The following is a 24,158-nucleotide window of genomic DNA, read 5'->3' as shown; positions in this document are numbered from 1 at the left end:
GCAAGTGGCGTTGAAGGGCCTCTACAGCCTTAGCCATAGGCAACAGGTCGACGCTTCGGTCAGGGTGGAGACAATCTTGGCGGCGGCCGACGCCCGCTGATCGCAGCGATTATCCAGTTATTTCGGCTTTGCGCATTTCGGCGACGAGCGAAGTGCGGTTCCCGACATCGAGCTTTGCGAACAGGCTCCGCAGATGGGTCTTCACCGTGGGCAGGGAAATCGCCAGTTCTTCGCCGATCTCCTGGTTGGTCAGGCCCTTGCCGACCAGGTCGGCGATCTCGAGTTCCCGCTTCGACAACAGGAATTCCCTTGCGAGCCTTCTTCTGGCCCGATCGCGCATCACCCTTGGATGCAGCGCAAGGCTGGCCTCGACATAGCGCTGCATGCTCTGGGCCAGCTTCCAGGTTTCCGCCGAGACGCAATCCTGGTCATCCCTGGCCACAAGTCCTAGCCCGGCAACCGCGCGGCCTTCATGCCAGAAAACCATCTCCAATGCGTCCTTGATCCCGCTGAGCGCCATATACGGCCGGTACAAATCGAGGGCCTCGCTTTCGCAGCATGCGCGCTGCAAGGTCTGGGTGCGCGCCTGCCGGCTGATCATCCGCACAGGACTGCACGGGTCATGTGCATAGAAGCTGGATTGGTAGATGTTGAGCCGATCGAGATCGACAGCCCTGCAGGCCGCTATCTGCATGCGCATCCTCTCGTCGATCCAGTAGAAGATCGAAGAAGGTATGTGCGTCGCGTCCATGGCGAACTGAAGCAGTTCGACGATCGGCCTGGTCTCCTCGCCGTCCAAGACAAATTGGGTCGCGCTCATTCTGCGCCTCGACTGCATCCGGTTTCCAAGCCGCAAGATTGCGTTCGATCGAAGGTCAAATCAACATCTTCCGTCGCGATCGCGTGCTTGAGGAAAATCATCCTTTCGGACGATGGACCTGGTGAACCTCCTCAATGCCAAGATGGGGCATTCCCGAGCGGCGGTATGCCGTGCCCGGGACTCAACCCTTCCGCCGGAAAACGACCTGCGCCGATCGAGGCCATGCGGGGAGAGATGAATTTGTCCATCGCGCCGCCAAGTGGCGACCTTGCGCCCCACGTCTTTCGCGGCGACATGACGTTCCGCAACTCGGACGCCGGCATTCTGCGCTTTCCCTTTCCCCTGGACACCGACCGTTTCGAGATGAAGGGGGTGGGTATCGAGCCGCAGGATCGAAACGGGCCGACCGCGGCCTACAGGTCGCTCTTCGATGTCGATGAGCACTACCTGGACGAGGTTGCCGAACGGGCATTCGTGCTCGATCGCGACCGCTCGCGCTATCACATCATGCCCCACATGGAAGAGGCGCAGTGGGAAGCGACGGACTACATCATGCGCGCTTTGGCGCGGGATTTTCCGGCGTATTTCTCCTATCGGCGGGAGGACAGGAACTGCCGGTGGGAGAACCGCCTGCTGGGAGAGCGGCGGGATTTCGTCTTTGGCCGCGCCGAAACGCTTCCCTGCGAGGCGTTCGAATACATCACCCGCCAGGCCCAGGGCGATTTCGTGCTCATGGATCAGCGGCAGGGCACGCTGTGGCTGGACGGCGGCATGGTGACCGCCTCATACGGCTGGTCGTTTGATTTCATCCTGGGAATGAACTGGCATGACTGGCATGGAACGCTGGTCGGAGCGGCGGCGGAGAGCCGAGTCATCGACCAGGCGTTGCGGATGACGATGATGCTGTCTGCCGAGGCGCCGCAAAGGCGGGTTACCTGGGTGCACGCCGTGCGGCCGCGTCTCGACAAGTCGCTGGAGAACAAGATCGTCTGGCAGCACGACATCGATGGCGTCACGGCAGAGACGGTGCCCGACGACATCTTCGTGCGCAGCGAATTCCAGCAGCTCTATCGCCTGCCGCGCAGCAATGCGATCATCTTTGTCCTGCGCAACTATCTGCTGTCGTTGCGCGACGTGGCGCGGGTGCCGAAATGGGCAGCGCGTCTGCACCGCGTGCTGCGCGACCTCGATCCCGGGCTTGCGCGGTTTTCCAACATCCACTTCCGGCACGAATGCGTCGACTGGCTTGCGCGGTTCGACGACGGGCGACCGCTTTCGCCAGGCGCCGGCCCCGACACCGACCGGCTGGAGCCACGCCCTTGACCATCGGTACCGACAGTTCGTCGAAGCCTGCCTACGGCACGCTGACCTGGGGAGCCGCGCAGCAGCACGTCATGGTTTCGGACGAGGCGGGCCTAATCGCTGTCGAGCGTCTCCTCGCGACGCCATGTCCTGGCGGCGCCGGGTCCATACGCATTCACATGCTGGGGCGTGAGGACCGGATCGCGCCCTCGTTGAAGGCATCAACAGCCGGCATTGAACTGCACGCCGCTGAACCGGATTTTTCCGATGCGCTCTCGGCTCGAATGGATGCCATGCCGGCGGCGGGCAGGCTCTATGTCGCGGGTTGTGAACCCTTCCTCTCCCTCGTGCGCCGGCTGGCGCGGGACCGGGGCCTTGCCGCCGACATTCTGCTTGCGGAACTGGTTGGCGCTGGCGCGCGGCGGGCTCAATGCGCACATTGCAAGACGGTGTATGACGGCATTGCCCACCGGGCCTTCGACTGCGCTTGCTGCAAGGTGACATTGGTCGTGCGGGATCACTACTCGCGGCGTATAGGCGCCTATCAGGCCGTCGTCCTCTATCCCTCGGATCCCAACATGCCCGCCTTGCGGCGAGAGCCTCTGTGATGGATCCCGCCGACAAGGGATTCCTGAAGCTGAGGCTGGCCGGTATCGAGACCGTCGCCGGGGGTGTGAAGAGCTTTTTCCTCGAGCATCCACGGGGGCTCGATCTACCGGCTTTTTCGCCCGGGTCCCATCTTGTGCTGCTGCTCGACACCGGTGGGCGCATCCGCCGCAATGCTTACTCGCTGACCGGCGATCCCGATGATCGCGGCCGCTACGCGATCTCGGTGCTGCGGCAGCCCGACGGGCGCGGCGGCTCGCGGTTCCTCCATGAAGGCCTTCGCGTCGGCGACGAATTGACCGTTCGCCGGCCGTTGAACTTCTTCCCGGTGGATCGGCTGGCACGGCGCCATCTGCTGATTGCAAGCGGCATCGGGATCACGCCGTTTCTGAGCATGGCGCGCGAGCTCGATCGCGTGCGTGCGGACTTCGAACTGCATTATTCGGTCCGCTCGGCCGAGGACGCGCCCTTCGTCGCGACGCTTCGCGCCCGCTATGGTCCGAAGGTGCATGTTCACGACAGCGCCGCGGGAACGCGCCTCGATATTTCCGGTCTGCTGGCTGGCCAGCAGGCAGGCACCCATGCCTATGTCTGCGGATCGCCGAGGATGATGGACGCGGCGATCGAGGCAACTGGCGCCGTGGGCTGGCCCCCGTCATGTTTTCACGCGGAACGGTTCAAGGCGGCGGTGGGAGGCGTACCGTTCTCGGTGGTGCTGCCCGAGAAGGAAGAGCGCGTCATCGAGGTTTCCTCCGACCAGTCGATGCTCGAAGCGCTGGAGGATGCAGGCGTCGAAATCGATTCCATGTGCCGCGTCGGAGCTTGCGGCAAATGCCGGCTGAAGGTGCAAGGCTGCACCGGCAGGATCGTCCACAACGACCACGTTCTGGATGCAACGGAGCGGGCCGAAGGAACCGCCATGATGCCTTGCGTCTCGAGGGTGATGGGCGGCCAGGTGACGGTCCAGGCATGACCCATGCACCGGCGATGCCGGGTGAGGTCACGGATCGCAACATTCTCGGGGCTATCCGCAGCTTCTCGGCGGCGTTCAAAAGTGCGAAAAAAATCGACTAAAACGCTCCGCACCGTAGCAAACCAAGGCGATATATCCTATCAGAGGCTAGCATTGAATAACGGCCCAAGAAGGCGCAATCCGGCCGCGGGTGGAGGAAATCAATGACGGCGCTCGGGAGGAGCTAGCGGTCGCATGAGTGTCAGGTTAGCCGTCATTGCCGACGATTTCACCGGCGGTCTGTTCGTTGCCAGCAACCTCGAAAAGATCGGCATTCCCGCCCTTTATGTCTGCGATCCGGATATCCTGCCGTCGATCGGCGATCAGGATGTCGTGGTGATCGCCACGCGCCTGCGCTTCATGCCGCCAGCCGAGGCGGTAGCCATGCTGGATTCCTTGACGACGGCTCTGGACGCCATCGGCACCGAGCATGTTTTCTACAAATACTGCTCCACCTTCGATTCCACCGACGAAGGCAATATCGGTCCCTGCGCCGACTTCCTGGTCAAGAAGTACGACCAGCCGCGCCTGATCTTCGGCCCTGGCTATCCCGACCTTAGCACCTACGTGCATGAAGGCTACATGTTCTACAAGGATCGCCTGATCTCGGAATCGATCAAGCGCTTCGATCCGATCACGCCGATGAACGACCCGGACATGGCGAGGGTGCTGCAGCGCCAGACCGCCGAGAAGGTCGGGCTGCTGCCGCATCGTGTCCTGCATCGCGGCTCGGCCTTCGCGCATGACTATGTGCGGGACCAGCAGGACAAGGGCGTGCGCTACTTCCTCATGGACTGCGTCGACAATGACGACGTGGCGCTTGGCGCGGCAATCTTCCGGCGCGACCGTATCACCAGCGGTGCCGATGCCTTGGCGATCGAACTGGCCTCGCAGTGGGAAAAAGAAGGCGTCCGGCGCGCTCCGCAAGACCGGCCGAGGCCGATCCGCGGGCAGGGCGGGGAGGCGGTTCTGGTGGGAAGCTGCAGCGAAGTCACGCTGCGGCAGCGCGATCACTTCGCGCTTTCCAACCCGGTTCTCGACATCGACATCCGCGAGGCCGAGGGCGATATCCTGACCGAGAGATCCCTGGAGTGGGCGCAGACGCCGCTCGATGCGGGACGAGCGATCGGATTTTCGGTCGCCGGCGATCCGGATGCCGTCACACGGGCGCAGTCGATGTTCGGCGTGATGGGGGCGGCGCGCAAGGCCGAAGCGATCCTGGCCGGCATCGCCAGGGGATTGGCGGACAGGGGGGTTCGCAAGTTCGTCGTGTCGGGAGGCGAATCCTCCGGCGCGATCGTCCAGGCGCTGGGCATTCAGAGCATGCAGGTGCTTCCCTTCGACGAGCTCGGCGCCGGCTCCTGCGTCTCGCATGACGACAGGCGTATTTCGCTGTTCCTTAAGCCAGGAAAGATCGGCACCGAGGACGTGTTTTCCGCGGCGCTGGACAAGATGAGGGCGTGAGCGAAGGTCGCTATCGACCAGCGTTCCTCAGCGTATGCCGGGCGGGTTTGCGGGTTTGATCCGGCGTATGCGCTCGCGCAGGACCGTCAGCAGGCCTGCGCTGGCGATGATCCCCACTCCGATCACCGCCAACAGATCGGGATATTCGTGGAAGATGATGATGCCGAAGAGCATGGCCCAGCCAAGCTGCGAATAGGCGACCGGCGCAATCTGGGTCGCGTTCCCGTAGCGCGCCGCGCTCACGAACGCCCACTGGCCGAGCCCCACGCACAGGCCCGACAGCGCCATCAGCACCAGATCCTGCAGGGCAGGCGCTGTGAAGCCGTGAAGCACCATGCCGATGCCATTGACCGAGACGAGGTAGAGGAACAGCATCCCCAGGATGCTCGTCTTCTTGGCGGCGGAGCCGAGGCCTCGCATGATTATGATCGACGTGCCGGTCGAAAGCCCTGCCACCATCGCGCCGAAATGTCCGAGCTGAAACGCCTGGAAGCCAGGCTTGACCGCCAGCAGGACGCCCACAAATCCGAGCAGCACGGCGAACCATCGCCATTGCCCGACGTGTTCCTTCAGGATCAGGACGGACATGACGGTCACGAAGAATGGGGCAAGGAAGATAAGCGAGTAGGCGTCAACAAGCGGGATTGTCGTGAAGGCATAGATCGCGCAAAGGCTGGACAGCACGCCGCATATGGCGCGCAAATGAATGGGCCATGGCCGGCTCATTTTCCAGAACTCGACCCAACGCTCGTTCTCGTGGCGCGTGGCCAGGAGGACTATCGAAGCGAAGGCGTTCTCGAAGAACCCGATCTCGAAAACGCTCAAAGGCCCGTGCAGGGCTTTGGTGAAAGCGTCGGAAGTCGAGAAGCACGCATAGGCCGCGAAGGCGCAGACATAGACGTTGGTGAAGGGAGATTGCCGGCTGGCATCGGCTGCGCCTGCGTTTTTCGTTGTTTGCCGGCCGTCGCTGTGACGGCCGGAGTGCGGGAGCTGTCGGCGCGCCTCGCTCCCGTTTTCTCAGATCGACTTTGCCTGGATGGCCTTCTCGGTTTCCCTCAGAGCCTTCTCCATCTTGGAGCCGATCTCCTCCACGTCACGCTCGTCAATGATCAAAGGCGGGCAGAAGCCGACGGTGTCGCGCATCGCGCGAACCACAAGGCCGTGCTCATAGGCGCTGGCGGCAAGGCGGGCGCCAACCTGGCGCGCCGGCGCGAAAGGCGAGCCGGTTGCCGGGTCTTCGACGAGCTCGACCCCATACATGAGCCCGACGCCGCGAAGGTTCCCGACGATGGGCGAGTCCTTCGTCATCTCGGCGAGCGTCTGATGGAGAAGCGCGCCCATCTTGCGGACATGGGCGACGATACCGAGCTCTTCGTAGATCGCGATCGTTTCCGCCGCGACGGCCGCGCCGACGGGGTGAGCCGCGTTGGTGAAGCCGTGGCCGAACGAAGTGCCGCCTTCATTGTAGCGCTCGACCGCTTCGAGGATCTTCGGCGACACGATCACGGCCGCGAGCGGGAAATAGGAAGAGGTGATGCCCTTGGCGAGCGACATCATGTCTGGCGCCATGCCGACCGTCTCGCGCCCGAACCAGTTGCCGGTGCGGCCGAACCCGCAGACGACCTCGTCGTCGAGGCACAGGATATCGTATTTCGCCAGGATCTTCTGGACGGCCTCGAAATAGCCCTCGGGCGGCGGGATGATGCCGCCGCCGGCAATGACCGGCTCGGCTATGAAGGCGGCGATCGTATCCGGGCCTTCCCGCAGGATCATGCGCTCGAGCTCGCCTGCCAGGCGGGCGACGAAGTCCGCCTGGCTTTCGCCCGGCAGCTTGACCCGATAGGTGTTGGGGCAAAGCGTATGGATGAAGCCCGGGAGCGGAAGTCCGAACTCCCTGTGCATCATCTCCAGCCCGCACATGGATCCCGCCACGATGGTCGATCCGTGGAAGGCGCGGTCACGCGCGATGACCTTGCGCTTGGTCGGCTTGCCGCGCGAGGCATGGTAGAGCCAGGCCAGCTTCACCATGGTTTCGTTGGCTTCGGAACCCGAGGTCACGAAGAAGGCCTTGCCGCCCGGCATGCCGGTCAGGTCGACCAGCTTCTTGCTCAGCGTCGCCGCCTTCGGGTTCGTGCGTCCGTAGAAGCTATGGTAGTAGCCGAGCTCTTCGTATTGTTTGGCGGCCGCACGCCCCAAGCGCTCGTTGTTGAAACCCAGCGACGCGCACCAGAGTCCCGCCATGGCGTCGATGTAGCGTTTGCCGTTTTCGTCGATGACATGCGCGCCGTCGCCCTTGACGACGATGTAAGCGCCCTCGCGCGACAGGGCCTGCGGATTGGTCTGGGAATGCAGATGGTAGGCGAGGTCGGTCGCGTTGATTTCGGAATGCGCGTTCACGGCGGGCTCGTCGGTTGATTGTGGAAATTAGGAACCGATGATAATGAAAAAAATTCGATTATCAACGATCAGGTTAGGTGCACAGGGCGTCATTCGTAGAAGCCAGCACAGCGGCTTTGTCCGCGCCGGCTAGATCAGGTGACGTTTCGTTGAATCGTCACCCTGATCTAACTCCTTTTTGGAGCATGATCTTTTCCAAAAACCGGTTCCCACTTTTCGGGATCATGCTCTAAGCCGCGGCGGCAGCTTCCTTCATCATGTTCCTCGCGATCAGGATCTGCTGGATCTGGGTCGTCCCCTCGTAGATGCGGAACAGGCGGACATCGCGGTAGGCCCGTTCGATGCCGTACTCTTCCATGTATCCGGCGCCGCCATGGATCTGCACCGCCCGGTCCGCGACGCGGCCGACCATTTCGCTGGCAAACATCTTGCAGCAGGCGGCCTCGGTGGAGACATTTTCGCCGCGATCCTTCGACCGCGCCGTTTCGAGCACCATGCAGCGGGCGGCATAGGCTTCGGCCCGGCTGTCCGCCAGCATCGCCTGTATCAGCTGGAACTCGGCGATCGGCTGCCCGAACTGCTTGCGCTGCATGGCATAGGTCAGGCTGTCGTGGATGAGCCGTTCGGCCATGCCGACGCAGAAGGCCGAAATATGCAGCCGCCCCCTGTCCAGAACTTTCATCGCGGTCCGGAAGCCTTGGCCTTCCTTGCCGCCCAGGACGGCTGTGGCCGGCACGCGGCAATCCTCGAAAATCACGTCGCAGGTGTGCGAGCCGGCCTGTCCCATCTTCTTGTCGATCTTGCCGAATGACAGGCCCGGCGCGCCCCGTTCGACGAGGAATGCCGTAACCGCGCCGCCGGGTTTTTGACCGGCCTCGGCCCGGGCAAAGACCGTGAAGAGATCCGCATAGGGCGCGTTGGTGATGAAGCGCTTGGTGCCGTCGAGCACGTACTCGTCGCCGTCGCGGCGGGCGGTCGTGCGCAGCGAACCAGCGTCGGATCCGGCTTCCGGTTCGGTGAGCGCGAAGGAGCTGATCAACTCTCCCGTCGCCAGTCTCGGCAGGTAGGACGACTTCTGGGCGTCCGTGCCGTCCATCACAAGGCCCTGGGAGCCGATGCCGTTGTTGGTGCCGAACACCGACCTGAATGCCGGAGACGTATGTCCAAGCTCGAAGGTGATGCGGACCTCTTCCTCCATGTCGAGACCGAGGCCGCCATACTCTTGCGGTATCGATAGACCGAACAGCCCGAGCTCGCGCATCTCCTGCTTGATCTCGGTTGGCATCCTGTCCGTGCGGGCAATTTCGGCTTCGCGCGGGACCAGGCGTTCCCTCACGAAGCGCCGCACCGTGTCGCGCAGCTGTTCGAAGAGGTCTGCTTCAAGGGCCATCGGTCGTCTCACAATTGTCGTTTCAGCATCGCTCGGCGCGCGCCATGTCGTCTCGGTCCGCGGGAGCCCGGGCCTCTCTCGTCTTAAGCTTCGTCGTCCCGAGGAGATCGCTCAACGGTCGGAGCGACCCAGAACCAGCATCTCGTTGACGATTGAAAGCGTGAGCTCCGGCTGCTCCAGATACGGCATGTGACCGCATTGCTGGAAAGCGTGGAGGCCGACGCGGCCGGGAAGCGAATGGCAATGGGCAAACGGAATGATCCTGTCTTGCATGCCGAAGATGATGCGGACCGGGATACGCAGCCGTTCCAGGTCGGGCCGGATCGAGAAGGTCTGCGTGCCATCGCAGAAATAGCGCTCCGCCAGGCCGGCCAGCGCGCCGGACAATTCGTCGTCCTTGCGCTGATCCACCACGCTGCGCACGAAGGCTTCGGAGATCAGGCCGGGATCGAACACCAGTTCGTGCAGCCAGGGCAGGATGCTGGAAGGCTGCCTAGCCGCGACGAAGCCCTTGATGAACTGATGACGGATTTCCGGGCCGAGCCCCGCCGGCGAAATCAGCAGCAGCGCATTGATCCGGACGAACCCGCGGCTGGCGAGTCTCGCGGCCACCGCGGCACCAAAGGAATGGGCGATGAAAGTCGCCTCATCGATGCCTTCGGCTGCCATGCGCTGCTCGACCATGGCGCAGATCGCGTCGAGATCCGCCGGAACTGTCGTCGGCGATCGTCCGTGGCCAGGCAGATCGACAGCCAGCATGCGCGCCCTTGGCCGTCCGGCGGCCAGCAGGCCGCGCCAGGCATTGTGGTCAGACGCAAAGCCATGCAGGGCGACGAGCGTGCCGGGACCGTCCTTCTGCAACCACACGGCATTGAGGGGCGAATCGCCTGCAACCGGAGACGGTCTCGGGGCTGCCGCCGGCAGCTGAATGACGTCACGCTTCTGAATGCGTCCCTTCGGTCCGGAGCCGCGGACGCTGCGCAGGTCGATCTGCTGCTGCTCGGCGATGCGTCTGGCCAGCGGCGTGGCTATGATGCGGGCGGACGAGCTCTGCTGCGCCGGTTGGCTCTTGCCATTGGCGCCAACGGCCATCGGCGCCGCTTTGGCGATCGGTTTGCCTGCGGCTTCGGGCTGCTCGCCGCTTTGCAGGATATGGGCGACGACTTCGCCGACCTGGACGTCTTCGCCGGCATTGCGGACATACGAGACAACTCCGGATGCCGGGGCCTCGACCTCGACCGCCGCCTTGTCGTTGTCGATCTCGAAAAGAGCCTCGCCCTGGCTCACCGTCGCGCCATCTTCCTTCAGCCAGCGCGAAATCGTGCCGGCGTCCGTCTCCAGGCTGACCTTCGGAAAGATAACGGCAGTCGCCATGACATTATCCTTCGTTGCCGGCCAGCGTCGCCGCGGTTGGTTGGCCCATCGCCGGCGGCACGGCGCCGATCAGCCGGCTCTGAAGTTCCGCGAGCAGCGATTTGAGCTTGGGGACATAAACCGAGAGGCAGGCCTCGACGGGCGCGAGGTCCTTGATGCCGCCGCACGTGATGGCGACCAGTTGGGAACCGTCGGTTGGTCTGAAAGGCACGCCCACGGCATTTATGTAGCTGTACCAGTCTCCGAACGATGACACGAAACCATGCTTGGCGTAGCTTTCAAGCCCGCTGTCGACGGCACGCTGGATCTTGTCCTTCGTGTTGGGGTTTGTCTCGAGCAACTGGCGGACAACCCGGTCGCGCAGCGTCTCCTCCATGGCGGCCAGATAGGCCAGCCCCATCGAGGTCTGCCATATCGGCAGCCGCGAGCCGACGTTCAGCCTGAGCGTCACGGGCGTTTCCGGCCTGCAGTTGGCGACATAGACCATCTCCAGCCCGTCCCGCATGCCCATGGCCACCGCGACGCCGGTTTCGAAGGCGAGCGCCTGCATGAGCGGCTTGGCCATGTAGATCACCGCGCTGCTGCTGAGCCCCGAGTAGCCGAGCGATACGGTGGAGGGCCCGATGCTGTATCGGCCGAGCAAAGGGTCGTAGACCAGGTAGCCAAGCCCGACCAAAGTGTAGGTCAGGCGCGATATGGTGGCCTTCGGCAGGCCTGTCCGCTCGATCAGTTCCTGGTTGCCGAGCGTGACGTCCGCGGGCGTGAAGGCGCGCAATATCTGCAGTCCGCGCACAAGGGCCGAGGCGTGTTGACCCAGTTCTTCATCCGAGGGCGCGACGATCGGCTTGTTGCGTTTTCTCATGCTGCCTCCCAACAGCGCGAAAGGACTCTGCCGGCCCATGGGACCATCAGGGGCCCCACTGTGTCAGGCGCGCCAGGCGCGTCCAACAAGCTGCGCATGAAATTTGGAACTTAATTTCATTTCTATTGACTGGTGTTTTCAGCCTTGTCAATATCGCGTCACATTCACTCGATGGGGCAGGTGCGGACCGCGATGCCAAGAGACGGCCGATGCTGAACTATATCCTACGACGCAGCATCGCGATGCCTTTCATTCTGCTGGGCATTGTCACGATGGCGTTCCTGTTGACTGCCATAACCAAGGGCGATCCTCTTACCGCCGTCGTCAGCGAACAGCAGATGAACAATCCGGAGATCGTGGCTGCCGCGCGGCAGCGCTGGGGGCTCGATCGTCCCTTGCCGGAGCGCTACCTGATCTATGTCGGCAATCTGCTGAAGGGCGACATGGGAACGTCCTTCGTCACGCGCCGTCCGGTGTCGGCCGATCTCGTGGCGCGGCTGCCGGCAACGTTCGAGCTCGTCATCGCCGCGATGATCATCGGCAGCGTCATAGGCATCGTGTTCGGCCTCCTCGCGGCCTACTATCGCGACACCGCTGTCGACCAGGGCGCACGCATATTCTCGCTGTTCGGTTCTTCCGTCCCGATCTTCTGGCTGGGCCTTGCACTGCTTTTCCTGCTGTCGGTCAAATATCAGATACTGCCCGGGCCGGGCCGCATAGATCCCAGGCTTTCGCCGCCGCCCGTGGTCACCGGTTTCATGACCATCGATACCCTGCTCGCCGGGGATTTTGCCGCCTTCAAGGATGCGCTCGCCCATCTTGTGCTGCCGTCGGTGGTTCTCGGCTGGACCGTGGCAGGGACGATCTCGCGCCTCGTGCGCGCCAACATGCTGGAGGTGATGGAGCGCGAGTTCATCCTCACCGCACGGGCCAAGGGAGCCGGCGAGATGCGCGTGGTGCTGCGCCATGCCTTCCGCAACATCTTGGTGCCGGTGCTGACGGTGATCAGCTACTCGTTTGCCTATCTCATCACGGGCGCGGTGCTCACGGAGGCGGTCTTTGCCTGGCCGGGAATGGGCAGCTACGCCGTGACAGCGGCGCGTTCGCTTGATTTCCCGGCGATCATCGGCGTCACCATAGTCGGCGGCGTGATGTTCCTCATCACCAACCTGCTCACGGATATCGCCTATGTCCTGGCCAATCCGCGCGTGCGCCTGAACTGAGGGAAAGCCAGTGTCTTCGGTTCAAGCCTCATCATCGGCGCGCCTTCACCTTCCCGAATGGGCTTCGCCCGCTTTTCTGGTCGGCGGTGTCGTCGTTTTCTTCTGGTTCGTGGCTACCCTGTTTCCGACATGGCTCGCGCCCTACGATCCGCTCAAGCTCGCGGGCCGGCGGTTGCAGGCGCCGAATGCGAGCTATCTGCTCGGAACAGACGCCCTTGGCCGCGACGTGCTTTCGCGCACGATCCATGGCGCGCAGCATTCGCTGCCGATAGCGCTTCTGGTCGTGGTCAGCGCCGTGGTGATCGGGTCGGCCGCAGGCGCGATTTCCGGTTACCGGGGCGGCATTATCGGCGCCGCCATCATGCGGCTCGTCGACATCACCCTTTCCTTCCCTCCGATCCTGCTGGCTATGGCCGTCGCGGCCTCGCTCGGACCGGGGCTGGGCAACGCGGCGATCGCGATGGTGGTCGTTTGGTGGCCGGTCTATGCCCGCCTGATGCGCGCCCAGGTGCTCGAGGTGCGCGAGCGCGAGCATGTCGAGGCCGCGGTCGCGGCCGGGGCGGGCCATTTCCGCATCCTCACCAAGCATATCCTGCCGCTTTGCTGGACGCCCATTCTCGTCAGCGCGACGATGGACCTCGGCCAGGTGATCCTTCTCGCGGCGTCGCTCTCCTTCATCGGCCTCGGCGCCACGCCTCCCACACCCGAATGGGGAGCGATGATCTCGGACGGAGCGACGTTCTTCTACAGCTGGTGGATCGCATTCGGGCCGGGCATGGCCATCCTGACGGTGGTGCTGGGCTTCAACTTCATAGGTGACGGCCTGCGCGACTATTTTGACCCGAGGTCGTCCAAATGAGCGCGGCCGAGATCAACCAAGATGCCGCCGGCCAACCATTGCTGCGCATCCGCGACCTCAAGGTCGGCTTCGCGTCGCGGGACCGCGTCCTGCCCGCGGTGCGCGGCCTCAGCATCGAACTGTTCAAGGGAGAGGTCCTGGGCATCGTTGGGGAATCCGGGTCAGGCAAATCGCTCGGCATGCTCGCCTCGCTCGGTCTGCAGGCGCGCAACGCGGTCGTCAGCGGCTCCGTCGTCTTCAAGGGGCTGGAACTCGTGGGGCGTCCGCCCCGGGATATGCGCGCGCTGCGCGGGGCCCAGATCAGCATGATCTTCCAGGACCCGCTTTCGTCGCTCAATCCGGTGATGACCGTGGGCGGCCAGATCCGCGAGGCGCTTCTTCTCCACAACAGGGGCATGAGCAAGACGAAGGCGACCGAGCGCGTGCTCGAGCTTTTGCAGCTTGTCGCCATCCCGCAGCCGGACCGGCGGATCAATCAGTATCCGCACGAGTTCTCCGGCGGCATGCGCCAGCGTGTCATGATTGCCATGGCGGTTGCCAACAATCCCGAATTGCTGGTTGCCGACGAGCCGACGACGGCGCTCGACGTCACCGTGCAGGCCCAGATCATGCGCATGCTGCGCGAGCTCAAGGAAAAGCTCGGGCTCGCGCTGATCCTGATCACGCATGACCTCGGCGTCGTCGCCGGGCACGCGGACCGGGTCGCGGTCATCTATGCCGGACTGGTGGTCGAGGAAGCCGAGGTGCGAGAACTCTTCGCCAATCCCCGTCATCCCTACACGCGCGGCTTGATCGATTCGATCCCGAAGCTGACGGCCTCGAAGGAAAAGCTCTACTCGATCCCCGGCGCGCCGCCCATGCTTGGCGCGCTGCCTGAAGGCTGCGCCTTCCATCCGCGTTGCAGCTTTGCCCAGGATATCTGTCGCAAGACTGCACCTCCTGTCATCGAGCTTGGCCGGCACCGAGCGGCTTGTCACTTCGCAGAGAGCCTGCCGTCTTGGAGCGATGCCGGTCGCACGGCGCCGGCGGAAGAGCGCGCAAATGTCTGAAACGTCAAGCAGCATCCAGGCCGCGTCGGACGCGGGCTTTGCCCTGTCGGTGCGCAATCTGTCCAAGACATTCCCGATCATGGGCGGCACCGTGGTCCGTCGGGAAGTCGCGCAACTGAAGGCTGTCACCGACATCTCTTTCGACCTGAAATCCGGCGAGACACTGGGCCTGGTCGGCGAATCCGGCTGCGGCAAGTCCACGCTTGGCCGATGCCTGCTGCGCCTGATCGAGCCGACGTCCGGCAGCGTGAGCGTCAACGGCGTCGACGTCATCTCGCTCGGCCCGCAACAGATGCGCAGGATGCGCCGCCATCTGCAACTGGTTTTCCAGGATCCGTACGGCTCGCTGCATCCGCGCATGCGCATCGAGGAAAGCATCGCGGAGCCGCTGCGCATATCGACGATGAACCGCGCGCAAAGGCGCGAGCGTGTGCTGGAGATGCTCGACCTGGTCAGCCTCAGCGCCGCGCATGGTCGGCGTTATCCGCACCAATTGTCGGGCGGCCAGCGTCAGCGTGTCGTGATCGCGCGCGCGCTCGCGTTGAAGCCGGAAGTGCTCATCCTGGACGAGCCGGTCTCGGCGCTCGACGTGTCGGTCCAGGCGGGCGTGCTCAACCTTCTCCAGGAGATACAGGAGAAGATGCGCACGGCCTATGTCTTCATCGCCCATGACCTGTCGGTGGTGCGCCACATCTCCCACAAGGTCGCGGTGATGTATCTCGGCCGCTTCGTCGAAGTGGCGCCGGCGGAGAAGCTCTACGGCAGGCCGCTTCATCCCTATTCTCAAGCCCTGATGTCGGCGGTGCCGGTCGCCGATCCGGATATCGAGCGCAGCCGCAAGCAGATACTGCTGAGGGGCGACGTGCCCAGTCCGATCAACCCGCCATCGGGTTGCCCCTTCCGGACTCGCTGTTTCAAGGCACAGGATAAATGCGCCGAGGTGCCGCCGCCGCTCGTCGAGATCGAGCCCGGGCATCACGCGGCGTGTCATTTCCCGGGTCCGGCGGATATCGGGCTCGCCGCCTGAGCGGCGGAAATTCCAGCAGAGCAAGAAAGCGAGAACCCATGTCGGAATCCATTAGGCCCGCGGGTGAAGCCGCATCCCGTTTGCCGCTGGCAGGCATCAAGGTGCTGGACCTTTCCCGTGTGCTGGCCGGCCCCTGGGCGACGATGACGCTGGCGGATCTCGGCGCCGAGGTCTGGAAGATCGAGAACATCGACGGTGGGGACGACACGCGTGCCTGGTCGGTGCCGAGCTACAAGGGCGTCAGCACCTATTACCTGTGCGCCAATCGCGGCAAGTCCAGCATCGCGGTCGACATCAAGCATCCCAAGGGTCATGAGATCATCCATCGCCTGGCAGCGAAAGCCGACGTGGTCATAGAGAATTTCCGGGCCGGCACGGTTCAGCGGCTGAAGATCGACTACGAGACGCTGAAGGTTTTCAACCCTGGCATCATCTATTGTTCGATTTCCGGCTATGGGCAGACCGGTCCCGAATGGGACCGACCCGGCTACGATTTCGTCGTCCAGGCCGAAAGCGGCCTGATGTCGATCACCGGCCCCGTCAACGGCGAGCCCCAGCGCATCGGCGTTGCGATGACCGACATCATCGCAGGCATGGTTTCGGTGCAATCGGTGTTGGCCGCGCTTTATCAGCGTCGGGAGACCGGCCAGGGGCAGTATATCGACATATCGCTGCTGGAATGCGCGTTGAACACTTTGATCAATGTCGGCAGCGGCTACCTCAACGCCGGCGTCATTCCGCGCCGCTACGGCAATGCGCATCCGACGGTGGTGCCCTACCAGATATGCGAATGCTCGGACGGCAACTTCGCGCTGGCCGTGGGCAACGACAAGCAATTCACCGCCCTGTGCGAGAAGGTCGTCGGCCTGCCCGAGCTCGCCCGGGATCCGCTCTACAAGACGGCCGCGGCGCGTGCGCTGAACCGCGAAAGCCTGCTTGCCCAGTTGAGCCAGTCGTTTCGCGCGAACACGCGTCACCATTGGATGGAAGCCTGCCTGCGGCACGGCGTTCCCGCAGGCGAGGTCAAGTCCGTGCCGGAGGCCTTCGAAAGCCCGACGGTGAAAGCACGTGATGTCGTGCAGACCTTGCACAACCAGCATATCGGACCGGTCTCGCTGGTCAGGCCGGCTCAGGGTCTCGTCGCGCAGCGAGACGCAGATTACAAGGCGCCGCCCATGCTTGGCGAGGATACGACCGCAGTGCTGTCGGAGGCGCTCGGCTATGCTCCCGAGGAAGTCGAAAGCCTCATCAGACAGGGCGTCGTGCGCCAGTATTCACCTGCCGCCGCCTGACGGCGCAATGCGAGCGCCATCCCCGGCGCCTGGCATAACGAAAGGTTATCCTGCCTAAAGGTTTTTGCCAGTGTACGGCGTAGCGGCGGAGTGCAAGAAGCAGACGTAAATCGGCGGTCTTGTCGTGGGTTCGACGAAAATATGCGCAAGGCGACGACGCGCCCCTGATGCATAAGAGTTTCTTTCGCAGCGAAGGCTCGCCGGGCACTTCCCTCGAGCCCGCGACGCGCGGATTTTGGATGAGTTCAATGGGACGTCAGCTGCACTTCGTAGGCTATTGCACGATCGGGCCGTCGTGGCACAACAACGGAAGCTGGCGTCACGACGAAAGCGACGGGACCGATTTCCTCGAGCCTGGACGTTACGAGAACATCGCCCGCATCCTGGAGGCCGGAAAATTCGACGGACTGTTCTTCGTCGACGTCCAGACGCTCTACGACACCTATGGCGGCGTCTTCGATCCCTGCATCAAGTACGGCGGGCATATGTGCATGCTCGACCCGATGCAGATGCTGACGGCGATGGCGCGAGTGACCAACCACATCGGCCTGTCGGCGACGATGTCGACGTCGCTCTACCATCCGTTCCACATTGCCCGCGCCTTTGCGTCGCTCGACCATATCAGCGGCGGCAGGGCTGCCTGGAACATCGTGACGTCGGCGACGGATCGCGAAGCGCAGAATTACGGCATGGACCGGCTGCTGGACAAGGCGCAGCGCTACGATCATGCCGACGAGGTGGTCGAGGCCTGCACGGCGCTCTGGAACAGCTGGGGGCCCGATGCGCTGGTGCTTGACCGACAGGCCGGCATTTTCGGCGATCCCTCGAAGGTTCGCTACGCCAACTACGCCGGCAAATATGTGAAGACGCGCGGCCCGTTGATGACGCCGCATTCGCCGCAGGGCAGCCCCGTGCTGATGCAGGCGGGGTCGTCGGCGCGGGGACGCCAGTTCGCCGCGCGCTGGGCCGAAATCGTCTTCACGCTGCAAAACAACAAGGCCGACATGCAGGCCTTCTATCGCGATATCAAGGATCGCGTCGCCAATGCCGGGCGCGACCCTTCGCACTGCGCCATCCTGCCGGCGACGGACATCGTCATCGGCGAGACGGAATCGATCGCGCGCGAGCGCGCCGACTATATCGATTCCCTCGCCAATGCCGAGCTTGGCCTTTCCGAGATGTCGAACCACATCGGCGTCGACCTTTCCGGCTTTCCGATTGACCAGCCGCTGAACGAGATGGAGATCACGCAGGGCGCACGCGGGGTGTTCGACATCATCATGAGCGGCGGCAAGGGCAAGACGCTGCACGATGCCGGCCACCAATACGCGACCACGCAGATGTCGCCGCAACTGGTCGGCACGCCGATGATGATTGCCGATCACATCCACGAGCTGTTCGAGGCCGAAGCCTGCGACGGCTTTGTCATCTGCCCGTCCATCACGCCGGGATCGTTCTACCAGTTCGTCAAGTCGGTGGTGCCCGAGCTTCAGCGCCGCGGCATTTACCGCCGGGATTATTCAGGCAGGACGTTCCGGGAAAATCTGCGCTCCTGACGGAGTCGCGGCGGGGCTCATGGCGCCAGGGAAGCATGAATTTTGATCGAGGGATGATATGAGCGGTTCTTCTGGAGGCACGGTACGAAGCAACAGCTTCGAGCCTACGCCGGACGTGGTGGCGATGCTGAAGGAGCGCGCCCGCTTCGTGCGGCTGGAGACGATCCGGCTGATCGAGATCGCCAAGACCGGCCACTACACGTCGGTGTTCTCGGCTGCGGAAATATTCGCCGCGCTCTATTACGACGTCATGCGGCTGCGTCATGGCGATCCGAAATGGGCCGGCCGCGACCGCTTCACCATCGGCAAGGGGCACGCGGCGGTTGGCCTGTTCCCGATCTACGCCGATCTCGGCTTCTTCCCGAAGGAGTGGCTCGATCAATATACGCGCCTCGGCAGCCCGCTTGGCGATCACCCCGACATGAGGAAGGTGCCCGGCGTCGACTTTTCGTCCGGCTCGATCGGCCATGCGCTGTCGAATGCGCTGGGCATGGTGCTGGCGCAGCGCTGGACCGGCGAGAAGGACTACCGGGTCTTCTGCATGATGGGCGATGGCGAGATGCAGGAAGGGCAGGTGTGGGAGGCCGCCATCAACGCCGCCCAGCATCGGGCCCGCAATCTCATCGCCATCGTCGACCGCAACGGCTACCAACTGGACGGCCGCGTCGACGATCTGATGAACATCGAGCCGCTCGACGAGAAGTGGCGCGCCTTCGGCTGGGAAGTCCATGAGGTCGATGGCCATGACGTGGCGAAGGTGACGGAGCTGCTGCGCCGGGTGCGGGCCGACGACGAGCGCACCAAGCCCTGTATGATCATCGCCAGGACCAGCAAGGGCAGGGGCGTTTCCTACATGGAAACCGAGCCGGGCTGGCACCTGGGTTACCTCGACCCGTCCGATGCCGAAAAGGCCATCGGCGAGATCAACGCACTGGATGCTTGAAATGAACGGTCCGCTGTCTCCCAATTCCTGGCAATATCGCGGCCTCAATGCCGTCAACCCAGGCCTAGACCATCTGTCCAACGGACTGATCGACCTGGTGAAGGCAGGCCATAACGTCATGGCCGGATCGGCCGACCTTCAATATTCGAACGGCCTGAACCGCTTCGCCGCTGCCTACCCCGACCGCTACGTCTCCTTCGGCATATCGGAGCAGAATATGGTCAGCACCGCCGCGGGCATCGCGACCTGCGGCGTGATGCCCTTCGTGGCGACCTTTGCTTCCTTCCTTGCCCTGCTTGCCTGCGAACAGATCAGGATGGACGTCGCCTATTCCGCGCAGCCGGTCCGGCTCGTCGGCCATCACACGGGCATCTCGCTCGGCTTCTACGGCACGTCGCACCATGCCACGGAAGACATCGCCATCATGCGCTCGATCGCCGACATCGCGGTGGTGTCGCCGGCGGACGGTCCGCAACTGGAAGCGGCGATCCGCGCCTCCGCCGATTACGACAAGCCGATCTACTTCCGCATCGGCCGCGGCCGCGATCCCGTCGTCTATCAAGGCACGCCGACGTTCACGTTCGGCAAGGCGCATGAGCATTTCAAGGGCGAGGACCTGACCATCATCGCCTGCGGGATGGCCGTGCACGGCGCGCTCGAGGCCGCCAAGACGATGAATGCAGGCGGGCACTCCGTCGGCGTGATCGACATGGCGTGCATCAAGCCTCTCGACCGGGAAGCCATTCTCGACGCGGCATCCCGCTCGAAGAAGATCATGACAGTCGAGGAGCACAATGTCATGGGCGGACTTGGCGGTGCGGTCGCCGAAGTGCTCGCCGACGAGGGAATGGGCGTAAAGCTCAAGCGTCACGGCATCTACGACGAATACAGCCTGATCGCGCCGCCCACTCATCTCTACGCTCATTACAAGCTCGATGCCGCAGGCATTCGCAGCGTCGCCGAAGCCTTCATCGCCTGAGCCAAGAGCCCGACGGAGGCCGCCGCGCCAACTGGCCGGCGGCCTCTCGCGAATGGGGCGGATCCTACTTGCCGCCCGAGGCCTTCTTTCTGCGGCGTGCTTCCGCCACCGCTTCCTGCAACTGGGCGTGGCTGAGGCCGCCGAAGACGATGAAGGACTCCACCAGCCAGGAGGGTGTGCCTTGCAAGCCGATCGTATCGGCCTGCAGCGCGTTTCGGGCGAGCAACTTGTCGATGTCGGCCTTATGCGCCGCTGCGTCCCTGTTCAACCTCGACATGTCGATACCGGCCCCGGCCACGACGACCGTGACTTCCTTATTGTGCTGGAAGCGTTTGGGCGACGACATGAGCGCGTCGTGCGCGGCCTCGTACTTCTCCTGCCATTTGGCCGCGAGCGCCATGCGGGCCGCATATTCGGACACCGGACCGAACACTGGCCAGTCTTTGTAGACGACCCGCACCTTGCGGTCGCTCGCAAGGAGCTTCTTCAATTCCGGGTGGCTCTTGCGGCAATAGGGGCAGTTATAGTCCATGAACTCCGCGATCGTGATGTCGGCATTCTTGGCGCCGACGAGCGGCATGTCGGGATCGTTGAGGACCTGTCCAGGTGTCAGTCCTTCCTGGGCGCGAGCCGGCAGGAAACGCAGGAGCGTCGCGGCTGCAGCCAAGTTAGAGGCGCCGAGCAGGAGACGCCGGCGGCTGATGGGAATTTCGTTCAGCATGAAATGACCTTTGAGGCGGCATCGCCACCCTTCACATGGGATGAAAGAAGCGCGCCGGCGGCACCCGCCAACGCGCACCGGATTCAGGCGGTGAAGAAAGGTCGGGGCGGTTTCGGTTCCGCCTCGCGGAAGATGGACTTCGTCGCGGGGAGACTCATCGCGGGATTGCAATGCCTGGAGGTTTGCGCCTCGCCGCCGGTCAAGTCTTGCGGCAGGCCGATCTGAAGAAAGCAGGGTACACCCGACGTTCGCACTGTGCGATAGCAGGGCTTGAAGGTCGAACGCTCCATCGTGGCCGCCGATGAAACGAGGGTGATGACGGGCCGCGACAGCGACGAGGCCAACGCCCAGGATGGCCACATGCCGGAGGCGATCGCCACCAGCAGGAACCCCAACGCGATCATGGATGCATAAAGCCGCATGGCATCATCCTAGCCCAAGCCTCCCGAAAGTGGGAACCGGTTTTGGGAGACATGCTTTGGACCAGGAAAGGCTTCGATCGTCCGGCGGGGTAAAGACCTGAGCTGGATGCGAGCCCTGCTTCGCGCCACGAATCCAGGGGAGAAGCTGACCAGGAGAGCATGTCGCTCAGGCGGGCCGCGCCTTATGGAACGATCGCTTGAAATGGATCAGCGGCTCACCGCCGAAATGCTCCATGTCGCGGACATCGCCGATCATGATCTCATGGTCGCCACTCGCAATGATGCTGTTCACATCGCAGTTGATGCAGGAAACCGCGCCATCGATCATCGGCAAGCCGGTGTCGGAGAGCCGATGGCCGACGGAAGCGAACTTGTCGGCGGCCTTGCTAGCGAACAGCATGCAGATGTCGCGCTGCTCACTGCTGAGGAAATTGATGCAGAAGCGCCGCTTCTCTTTCAGCACCGGCAGCGTGTTGGAGGTCTTGTCGACCGAGATCAGGAACTGCATGGGCTCCAGTGAGAGCGCGATGACGGCGCTCATGGTCAAGCCATGCAAGGTTCCGTCGCCGGCCGCCGTCGTGACGACCGCCACGCCGGATGGCCAATGGCTGGACACGGTCTTGAACAGATCGCGGCCGACCGGCACAGCGGCAGGCGGGATGACGACGGGAGCATTCATGTTCGGTGCGTCCTATGATCACGCTTTTGGTATTGCGAGCATGCCGAAGGGGGATGGTTGCGTAAACGCGCAAAATTCTTGGTGTCCCATAACAAATCCTTTTGTCAGCGATCATCGGACGAAAGTCGTGTCGAGATCTAAGCCACTGAAATTATTGCAATGAGCCGCCGGTGCGGGTTTAGCGAGGTTATCGATCAGATCGGAAAAGATACGAGTAAAAAGGGGCAGTCTGCTTACGCGCCGACTTGCGGATGGCGTCCGATTGGCATTAAAATTCGTTATGTCATTGCTGCGCAAAAGCATCCCCTCCCTGGTGTCGCTGATCTCCTTCGAGGCAGCCGCGCGGCTGATGAGCTTCACCAAGGCCGCGGACGAATTGAACATCACGCAGGCGGCCATCAGCCGGCAGATTCGCGAGCTGGAAAACTTTCTCCAGATTCCTCTTTTCGAAAGAGGGCACCGGTCGATCGAGCTCACGCCCGCGGGCGCCATGCTCAATGCATCGCTGCCGGTGCATCTGACGGCTATAGCGTCTCTCGCGGACCGAGTGAGGGAGCTGCGCGATCCGCAGGCGATCGTCGTCGGCACGACCCATGCTTTCGGCACCTACTGGCTGGCGCCGCGGCTTGCCGAATTCAGCAGTCTCCATCCCGATGTGGATCTGCGGCTGGCAGTGAATGATGAACTCGTCGACATTTCAAAACAGCGGATCGACATGACGGTCCGTTTCGGCGGAGGCTCGTGGTCGTCGATGTCCGCCAGGTTCCTGGTCGGTTGCGAGGTGACGCCCGTCTGCCACCCTTCCTATTGGGACAAGCGCAAGCGTCCGACCCGACCGGCCGATCTCCTGGGCGAGAAACTGCTCGACATCGAGGGACGGTCCGTGCAGGGCGGCGGATGGAGCGACTGGTTTCATGCCCATGCCATCGACGTCACGAAAGGCAAGCACCAGATCACGGTCAACAACTTCTCGGTCCTCATGCAGGCGGCGCTGAGCGGCCAGGGCATCGCGCTCGGAGGCAGCCCTCTGATCGACGATCTCTTCTCGAGCGGGGTTCTGGTGCCGGCGCTCGACATCGCCCCCTACAGGGTGCGGGGTTCCGACTATTATGTCGTGGAGCCGGCCGGACAACTGCGCAAGCAAAGTTGCGAAATGTTCTGCGCCTGGCTTTACGACAGGATGCGCCGGGATGCGGCGATGACGAACAACGAGCATCTTCTGGCTGAAATTCATCCGCCGGCTCCATGAAATCCAGTCTGTCGAGACATCTTCACTCACCGAAAACTGCTGCTTCGGCGGCCGCGCGACGAATGGCGAAGACTGGCTTGATTGCCTGAAATCTTTGGTGTCTTGACCTTCGGGCGTGTTTCTTCTTGTGTCGGACTCAAGGCTCCGCAATTCGAGGTGACGATGAGCAACAATGTCGAGGAAAAGGCCGCCGCGGACCGGCAGCCGAAGCGCATTGTCGCCCGACGCCCGCAGCGCAAACCCGGCCAGTTGCGCTTCCGCAAGCTGCTCGATGCCCTGGACGAATTGCTTGCGACCAGCAACGTGCAGGACATCGGCCTGTATCAGATCGCCGCCAAGGCGAAGGTACCGAACGCGTCGGTCTATCATTTCTTTCCGAGCACCGAGGCCGCGCTGCTTGCTCTGGCCGAGGTGCATCACAACGCGTTGCTGGAGCTGTCGAAGCTGCCGCTGGAGGTTCGGCCGGCGCGTTGGCAGGACCTGTTCCGGCTGAAGGTGACCAGCGCGGCTCAATATCACAACAACCATCCGGCCGCGTTGCGATTGTTCCTGGGCGCCAATATCAGCCTGGAAGTCAAGACCGCCGACATATCGCAGTTGCACCGCCTCGTTGACGGCCGGTCGCAGCTTCTGTCCTACTATTTTCATATGCCTTCGGTCCCGGATTGGGAGCGCCGGCTTGCTACATATTTCTCGATGATAGACGGCGTCTTTTCGCTGTCATACAGCGAGCATGGCTATATCCGCGACGACTACATCGCGGAAGCGCATCTGGCGGGCGTTGCCTATCTGCGCTGCTATCTTCCGGAAATTCTCATGCCGAGGGAACAGAGCGAATAGCGGTTGCGCCACGGGCAATTTCGGGGCTTCCCCTCCGGAGCGTGTAAAAGCGTGGCGGCCCGGCAAATTTGAAAGCCGAGCCGCCTGATAGA

At 63.0% G+C, this 24,158-nt stretch carries 22 protein-coding genes and 1 pseudogene; 14 read left to right on the top strand and 9 right to left on the bottom strand.

The annotated features are described in order from the left end of the window. Positions 1–109 precede the first annotated feature (109 nt). Positions 110–820 (bottom strand): LuxR C-terminal-related transcriptional regulator, encoded by a 711-nt coding sequence (locus FJW07_RS16690; protein ID WP_181182658.1) that lies wholly within the window; start codon positions 818–820, stop codon positions 110–112. Between the two features lie 234 nt (positions 821–1,054). On the opposite strand from FJW07_RS16690, the gene FJW07_RS16685 reads away from it, so the two are divergent. The 4 genes from FJW07_RS16685 to FJW07_RS16670 all read left to right on the top strand — a co-directional run bounded on the left by FJW07_RS16685 (position 1,055) and on the right by FJW07_RS16670 (position 5,204). Continuing rightward, positions 1,055–2,143 carry a DUF3445 domain-containing protein gene (locus tag FJW07_RS16685; RefSeq protein WP_226892189.1) on the top strand — a complete coding sequence of 363 codons (1,089 nt, stop codon included), beginning with the start codon at positions 1,055–1,057 and terminating at the stop codon, positions 2,141–2,143. Further along, positions 2,140–2,730, top strand: coding sequence for a dimethylamine monooxygenase subunit DmmA family protein (locus FJW07_RS16680; RefSeq protein WP_140784223.1), 591 nt, complete (start codon positions 2,140–2,142; stop codon positions 2,728–2,730). Before FJW07_RS16685 ends, FJW07_RS16680 begins: the two co-directional genes overlap by 4 nt. Next, positions 2,730–3,701 carry a PDR/VanB family oxidoreductase gene (locus FJW07_RS16675; protein ID WP_140707847.1) on the top strand — a complete coding sequence of 324 codons (972 nt, stop codon included), beginning with the start codon at positions 2,730–2,732 and terminating at the stop codon, positions 3,699–3,701. The genes FJW07_RS16680 and FJW07_RS16675 overlap by 1 nt, the downstream gene beginning before the upstream one ends. A 234-nt stretch (positions 3,702–3,935) precedes the next feature. Continuing rightward, positions 3,936–5,204, top strand: coding sequence for a four-carbon acid sugar kinase family protein (locus tag FJW07_RS16670; protein WP_140857627.1), 1,269 nt, complete (start codon positions 3,936–3,938; stop codon positions 5,202–5,204). A 27-nt stretch (positions 5,205–5,231) separates the two neighbouring features. Here the strand turns inward: FJW07_RS16670 and FJW07_RS32370 are convergent. From FJW07_RS32370 to FJW07_RS16645, 5 genes and pseudogenes are all read right to left on the bottom strand, one after another. Then, positions 5,232–6,089: pseudogene (locus FJW07_RS32370) on the bottom strand (DMT family transporter); the annotation flags it as partial. A 132-nt stretch (positions 6,090–6,221) separates the two neighbouring features. Next, a complete protein-coding gene (locus FJW07_RS16660; RefSeq protein WP_140784220.1) occupies positions 6,222–7,601 on the bottom strand; it encodes an aminotransferase in 1,380 nt (459 codons plus the stop codon). Between the two features lie 229 nt (positions 7,602–7,830). Continuing rightward, complete coding sequence (locus tag FJW07_RS16655) at positions 7,831–8,991, bottom strand: acyl-CoA dehydrogenase family protein (protein ID WP_140707839.1); 1,161 nt, start codon at positions 8,989–8,991, stop codon at positions 7,831–7,833. Positions 8,992–9,102: 111 nt separating this feature from the next. Next, positions 9,103–10,365: an acetoin dehydrogenase dihydrolipoyllysine-residue acetyltransferase subunit gene (locus tag FJW07_RS16650; RefSeq protein WP_140857623.1), complete on the bottom strand. Its 1,263-nt coding sequence runs from the start codon at positions 10,363–10,365 to the stop codon at positions 9,103–9,105. 4 nt (positions 10,366–10,369) lie between these two features. After that, positions 10,370–11,227, bottom strand: a complete 858-nt coding sequence (locus FJW07_RS16645) for an IclR family transcriptional regulator (protein WP_140784217.1) — start codon at positions 11,225–11,227, stop codon at positions 10,370–10,372. 209 nt (positions 11,228–11,436) lie between these two features. Here FJW07_RS16645 and FJW07_RS16640 point away from each other — a divergent pair, with 209 nt between their 5' ends. The 8 genes from FJW07_RS16640 (at position 11,437) to FJW07_RS16605 (ending at position 20,155) form a co-directional block, all read left to right on the top strand. Further along, on the top strand, positions 11,437–12,450 hold the full coding sequence (locus tag FJW07_RS16640; RefSeq protein WP_140784216.1) for an ABC transporter permease: 1,014 nt from the start codon (positions 11,437–11,439) through the stop codon (positions 12,448–12,450). A 10-nt stretch (positions 12,451–12,460) separates the two neighbouring features. Next, the gene (locus FJW07_RS16635; protein ID WP_140857621.1) at positions 12,461–13,309 is read left to right on the top strand and encodes an ABC transporter permease; all 849 of its coding nucleotides are present in this window, start codon (positions 12,461–12,463) and stop codon (positions 13,307–13,309) included. Further along, positions 13,306–14,358 (top strand): ABC transporter ATP-binding protein, encoded by a 1,053-nt coding sequence (locus FJW07_RS16630; protein WP_140857619.1) that lies wholly within the window; start codon positions 13,306–13,308, stop codon positions 14,356–14,358. Before FJW07_RS16635 ends, FJW07_RS16630 begins: the two co-directional genes overlap by 4 nt. After that, positions 14,351–15,385 (top strand): oligopeptide/dipeptide ABC transporter ATP-binding protein, encoded by a 1,035-nt coding sequence (locus FJW07_RS16625; protein WP_140857617.1) that lies wholly within the window; start codon positions 14,351–14,353, stop codon positions 15,383–15,385. The genes FJW07_RS16630 and FJW07_RS16625 overlap by 8 nt, the downstream gene beginning before the upstream one ends. 38 nt (positions 15,386–15,423) lie before the next feature. After that, a complete protein-coding gene (locus FJW07_RS16620; RefSeq protein ID WP_140828199.1) occupies positions 15,424–16,677 on the top strand; it encodes a CaiB/BaiF CoA-transferase family protein in 1,254 nt (417 codons plus the stop codon). A gap of 248 nt (positions 16,678–16,925) precedes the next feature. Beyond that, positions 16,926–18,233, top strand: coding sequence for an LLM class flavin-dependent oxidoreductase (locus FJW07_RS16615; RefSeq protein WP_140857615.1), 1,308 nt, complete (start codon positions 16,926–16,928; stop codon positions 18,231–18,233). Between the two features lie 58 nt (positions 18,234–18,291). Continuing rightward, positions 18,292–19,176, top strand: coding sequence for a transketolase (locus FJW07_RS16610; protein ID WP_140857613.1), 885 nt, complete (start codon positions 18,292–18,294; stop codon positions 19,174–19,176). Position 19,177: 1 nt separating this feature from the next. Next, positions 19,178–20,155, top strand: a complete 978-nt coding sequence (locus tag FJW07_RS16605; RefSeq protein ID WP_140857611.1) for a transketolase C-terminal domain-containing protein — start codon at positions 19,178–19,180, stop codon at positions 20,153–20,155. Between the two features lie 64 nt (positions 20,156–20,219). On the opposite strand, the gene FJW07_RS16600 is transcribed toward FJW07_RS16605, so the two are convergent. The 3 genes from FJW07_RS16600 to FJW07_RS16590 form a co-directional block, all read right to left on the bottom strand. Next, positions 20,220–20,822, bottom strand: coding sequence for a DsbA family protein (locus FJW07_RS16600; protein ID WP_181182657.1), 603 nt, complete (start codon positions 20,820–20,822; stop codon positions 20,220–20,222). 137 nt (positions 20,823–20,959) lie between these two features. Further along, a complete protein-coding gene (locus FJW07_RS16595; protein WP_140857607.1) occupies positions 20,960–21,298 on the bottom strand; it encodes a hypothetical protein in 339 nt (112 codons plus the stop codon). 166 nt (positions 21,299–21,464) lie between these two features. Continuing rightward, positions 21,465–21,977, bottom strand: a complete 513-nt coding sequence (locus FJW07_RS16590; protein ID WP_140828209.1) for a flavin reductase family protein — start codon at positions 21,975–21,977, stop codon at positions 21,465–21,467. A gap of 280 nt (positions 21,978–22,257) precedes the next feature. Between FJW07_RS16590 and FJW07_RS16585 the strand changes: the two genes are divergently transcribed. Both FJW07_RS16585 and FJW07_RS16580 read left to right on the top strand, forming a co-directional pair. Further along, positions 22,258–23,226 carry a LysR substrate-binding domain-containing protein gene (locus FJW07_RS16585; RefSeq protein WP_140828211.1) on the top strand — a complete coding sequence of 323 codons (969 nt, stop codon included), beginning with the start codon at positions 22,258–22,260 and terminating at the stop codon, positions 23,224–23,226. Positions 23,227–23,388: 162 nt separating this feature from the next. Beyond that, positions 23,389–24,066, top strand: coding sequence for a TetR/AcrR family transcriptional regulator (locus tag FJW07_RS16580; RefSeq protein ID WP_140857605.1), 678 nt, complete (start codon positions 23,389–23,391; stop codon positions 24,064–24,066). Positions 24,067–24,158 lie beyond the last annotated feature (92 nt).

The organism is Mesorhizobium sp. B3-1-9 (assembly GCF_006439595.1).
In the GTDB taxonomy this organism is placed as follows: Bacteria; Pseudomonadota; Alphaproteobacteria; order Rhizobiales; family Rhizobiaceae; genus Mesorhizobium.
Note: the sequence above shows the minus strand (reverse complement) of the source record. Positions and strands in the feature narration are given on the sequence as shown.

Excerpts from the sequence above, each read along its gene's own strand:
- FJW07_RS16690 (WP_181182658.1), bottom strand. The coding sequence starts at position 820 with ATGAGCGCGACCCAATTTGTCTTGGACGGCGAGGAGACCAGGCCGATC.
- FJW07_RS16685 (WP_226892189.1), top strand. The coding sequence starts at position 1,055 with ATGAATTTGTCCATCGCGCCGCCAAGTGGCGACCTTGCGCCCCACGTC.
- FJW07_RS16675 (WP_140707847.1), top strand. The coding sequence starts at position 2,730 with ATGGATCCCGCCGACAAGGGATTCCTGAAGCTGAGGCTGGCCGGTATC.
- FJW07_RS16670 (WP_140857627.1), top strand. The coding sequence starts at position 3,936 with ATGAGTGTCAGGTTAGCCGTCATTGCCGACGATTTCACCGGCGGTCTG.
- FJW07_RS16655 (WP_140707839.1), bottom strand. The coding sequence starts at position 8,991 with ATGGCCCTTGAAGCAGACCTCTTCGAACAGCTGCGCGACACGGTGCGG.
- FJW07_RS16650 (WP_140857623.1), bottom strand. The coding sequence starts at position 10,365 with ATGGCGACTGCCGTTATCTTTCCGAAGGTCAGCCTGGAGACGGACGCC.
- FJW07_RS16645 (WP_140784217.1), bottom strand. The coding sequence starts at position 11,227 with ATGAGAAAACGCAACAAGCCGATCGTCGCGCCCTCGGATGAAGAACTG.
- FJW07_RS16640 (WP_140784216.1), top strand. The coding sequence starts at position 11,437 with ATGCTGAACTATATCCTACGACGCAGCATCGCGATGCCTTTCATTCTG.
- FJW07_RS16630 (WP_140857619.1), top strand. The coding sequence starts at position 13,306 with ATGAGCGCGGCCGAGATCAACCAAGATGCCGCCGGCCAACCATTGCTG.
- FJW07_RS16625 (WP_140857617.1), top strand. The coding sequence starts at position 14,351 with ATGTCTGAAACGTCAAGCAGCATCCAGGCCGCGTCGGACGCGGGCTTT.
- FJW07_RS16620 (WP_140828199.1), top strand. The coding sequence starts at position 15,424 with ATGTCGGAATCCATTAGGCCCGCGGGTGAAGCCGCATCCCGTTTGCCG.
- FJW07_RS16615 (WP_140857615.1), top strand. The coding sequence starts at position 16,926 with ATGGGACGTCAGCTGCACTTCGTAGGCTATTGCACGATCGGGCCGTCG.
- FJW07_RS16610 (WP_140857613.1), top strand. The coding sequence starts at position 18,292 with ATGAGCGGTTCTTCTGGAGGCACGGTACGAAGCAACAGCTTCGAGCCT.
- FJW07_RS16605 (WP_140857611.1), top strand. The coding sequence starts at position 19,178 with ATGAACGGTCCGCTGTCTCCCAATTCCTGGCAATATCGCGGCCTCAAT.
- FJW07_RS16595 (WP_140857607.1), bottom strand. The coding sequence starts at position 21,298 with ATGCGGCTTTATGCATCCATGATCGCGTTGGGGTTCCTGCTGGTGGCG.
- FJW07_RS16590 (WP_140828209.1), bottom strand. The coding sequence starts at position 21,977 with ATGAATGCTCCCGTCGTCATCCCGCCTGCCGCTGTGCCGGTCGGCCGC.
- FJW07_RS16585 (WP_140828211.1), top strand. The coding sequence starts at position 22,258 with ATGTCATTGCTGCGCAAAAGCATCCCCTCCCTGGTGTCGCTGATCTCC.
- FJW07_RS16580 (WP_140857605.1), top strand. The coding sequence starts at position 23,389 with ATGAGCAACAATGTCGAGGAAAAGGCCGCCGCGGACCGGCAGCCGAAG.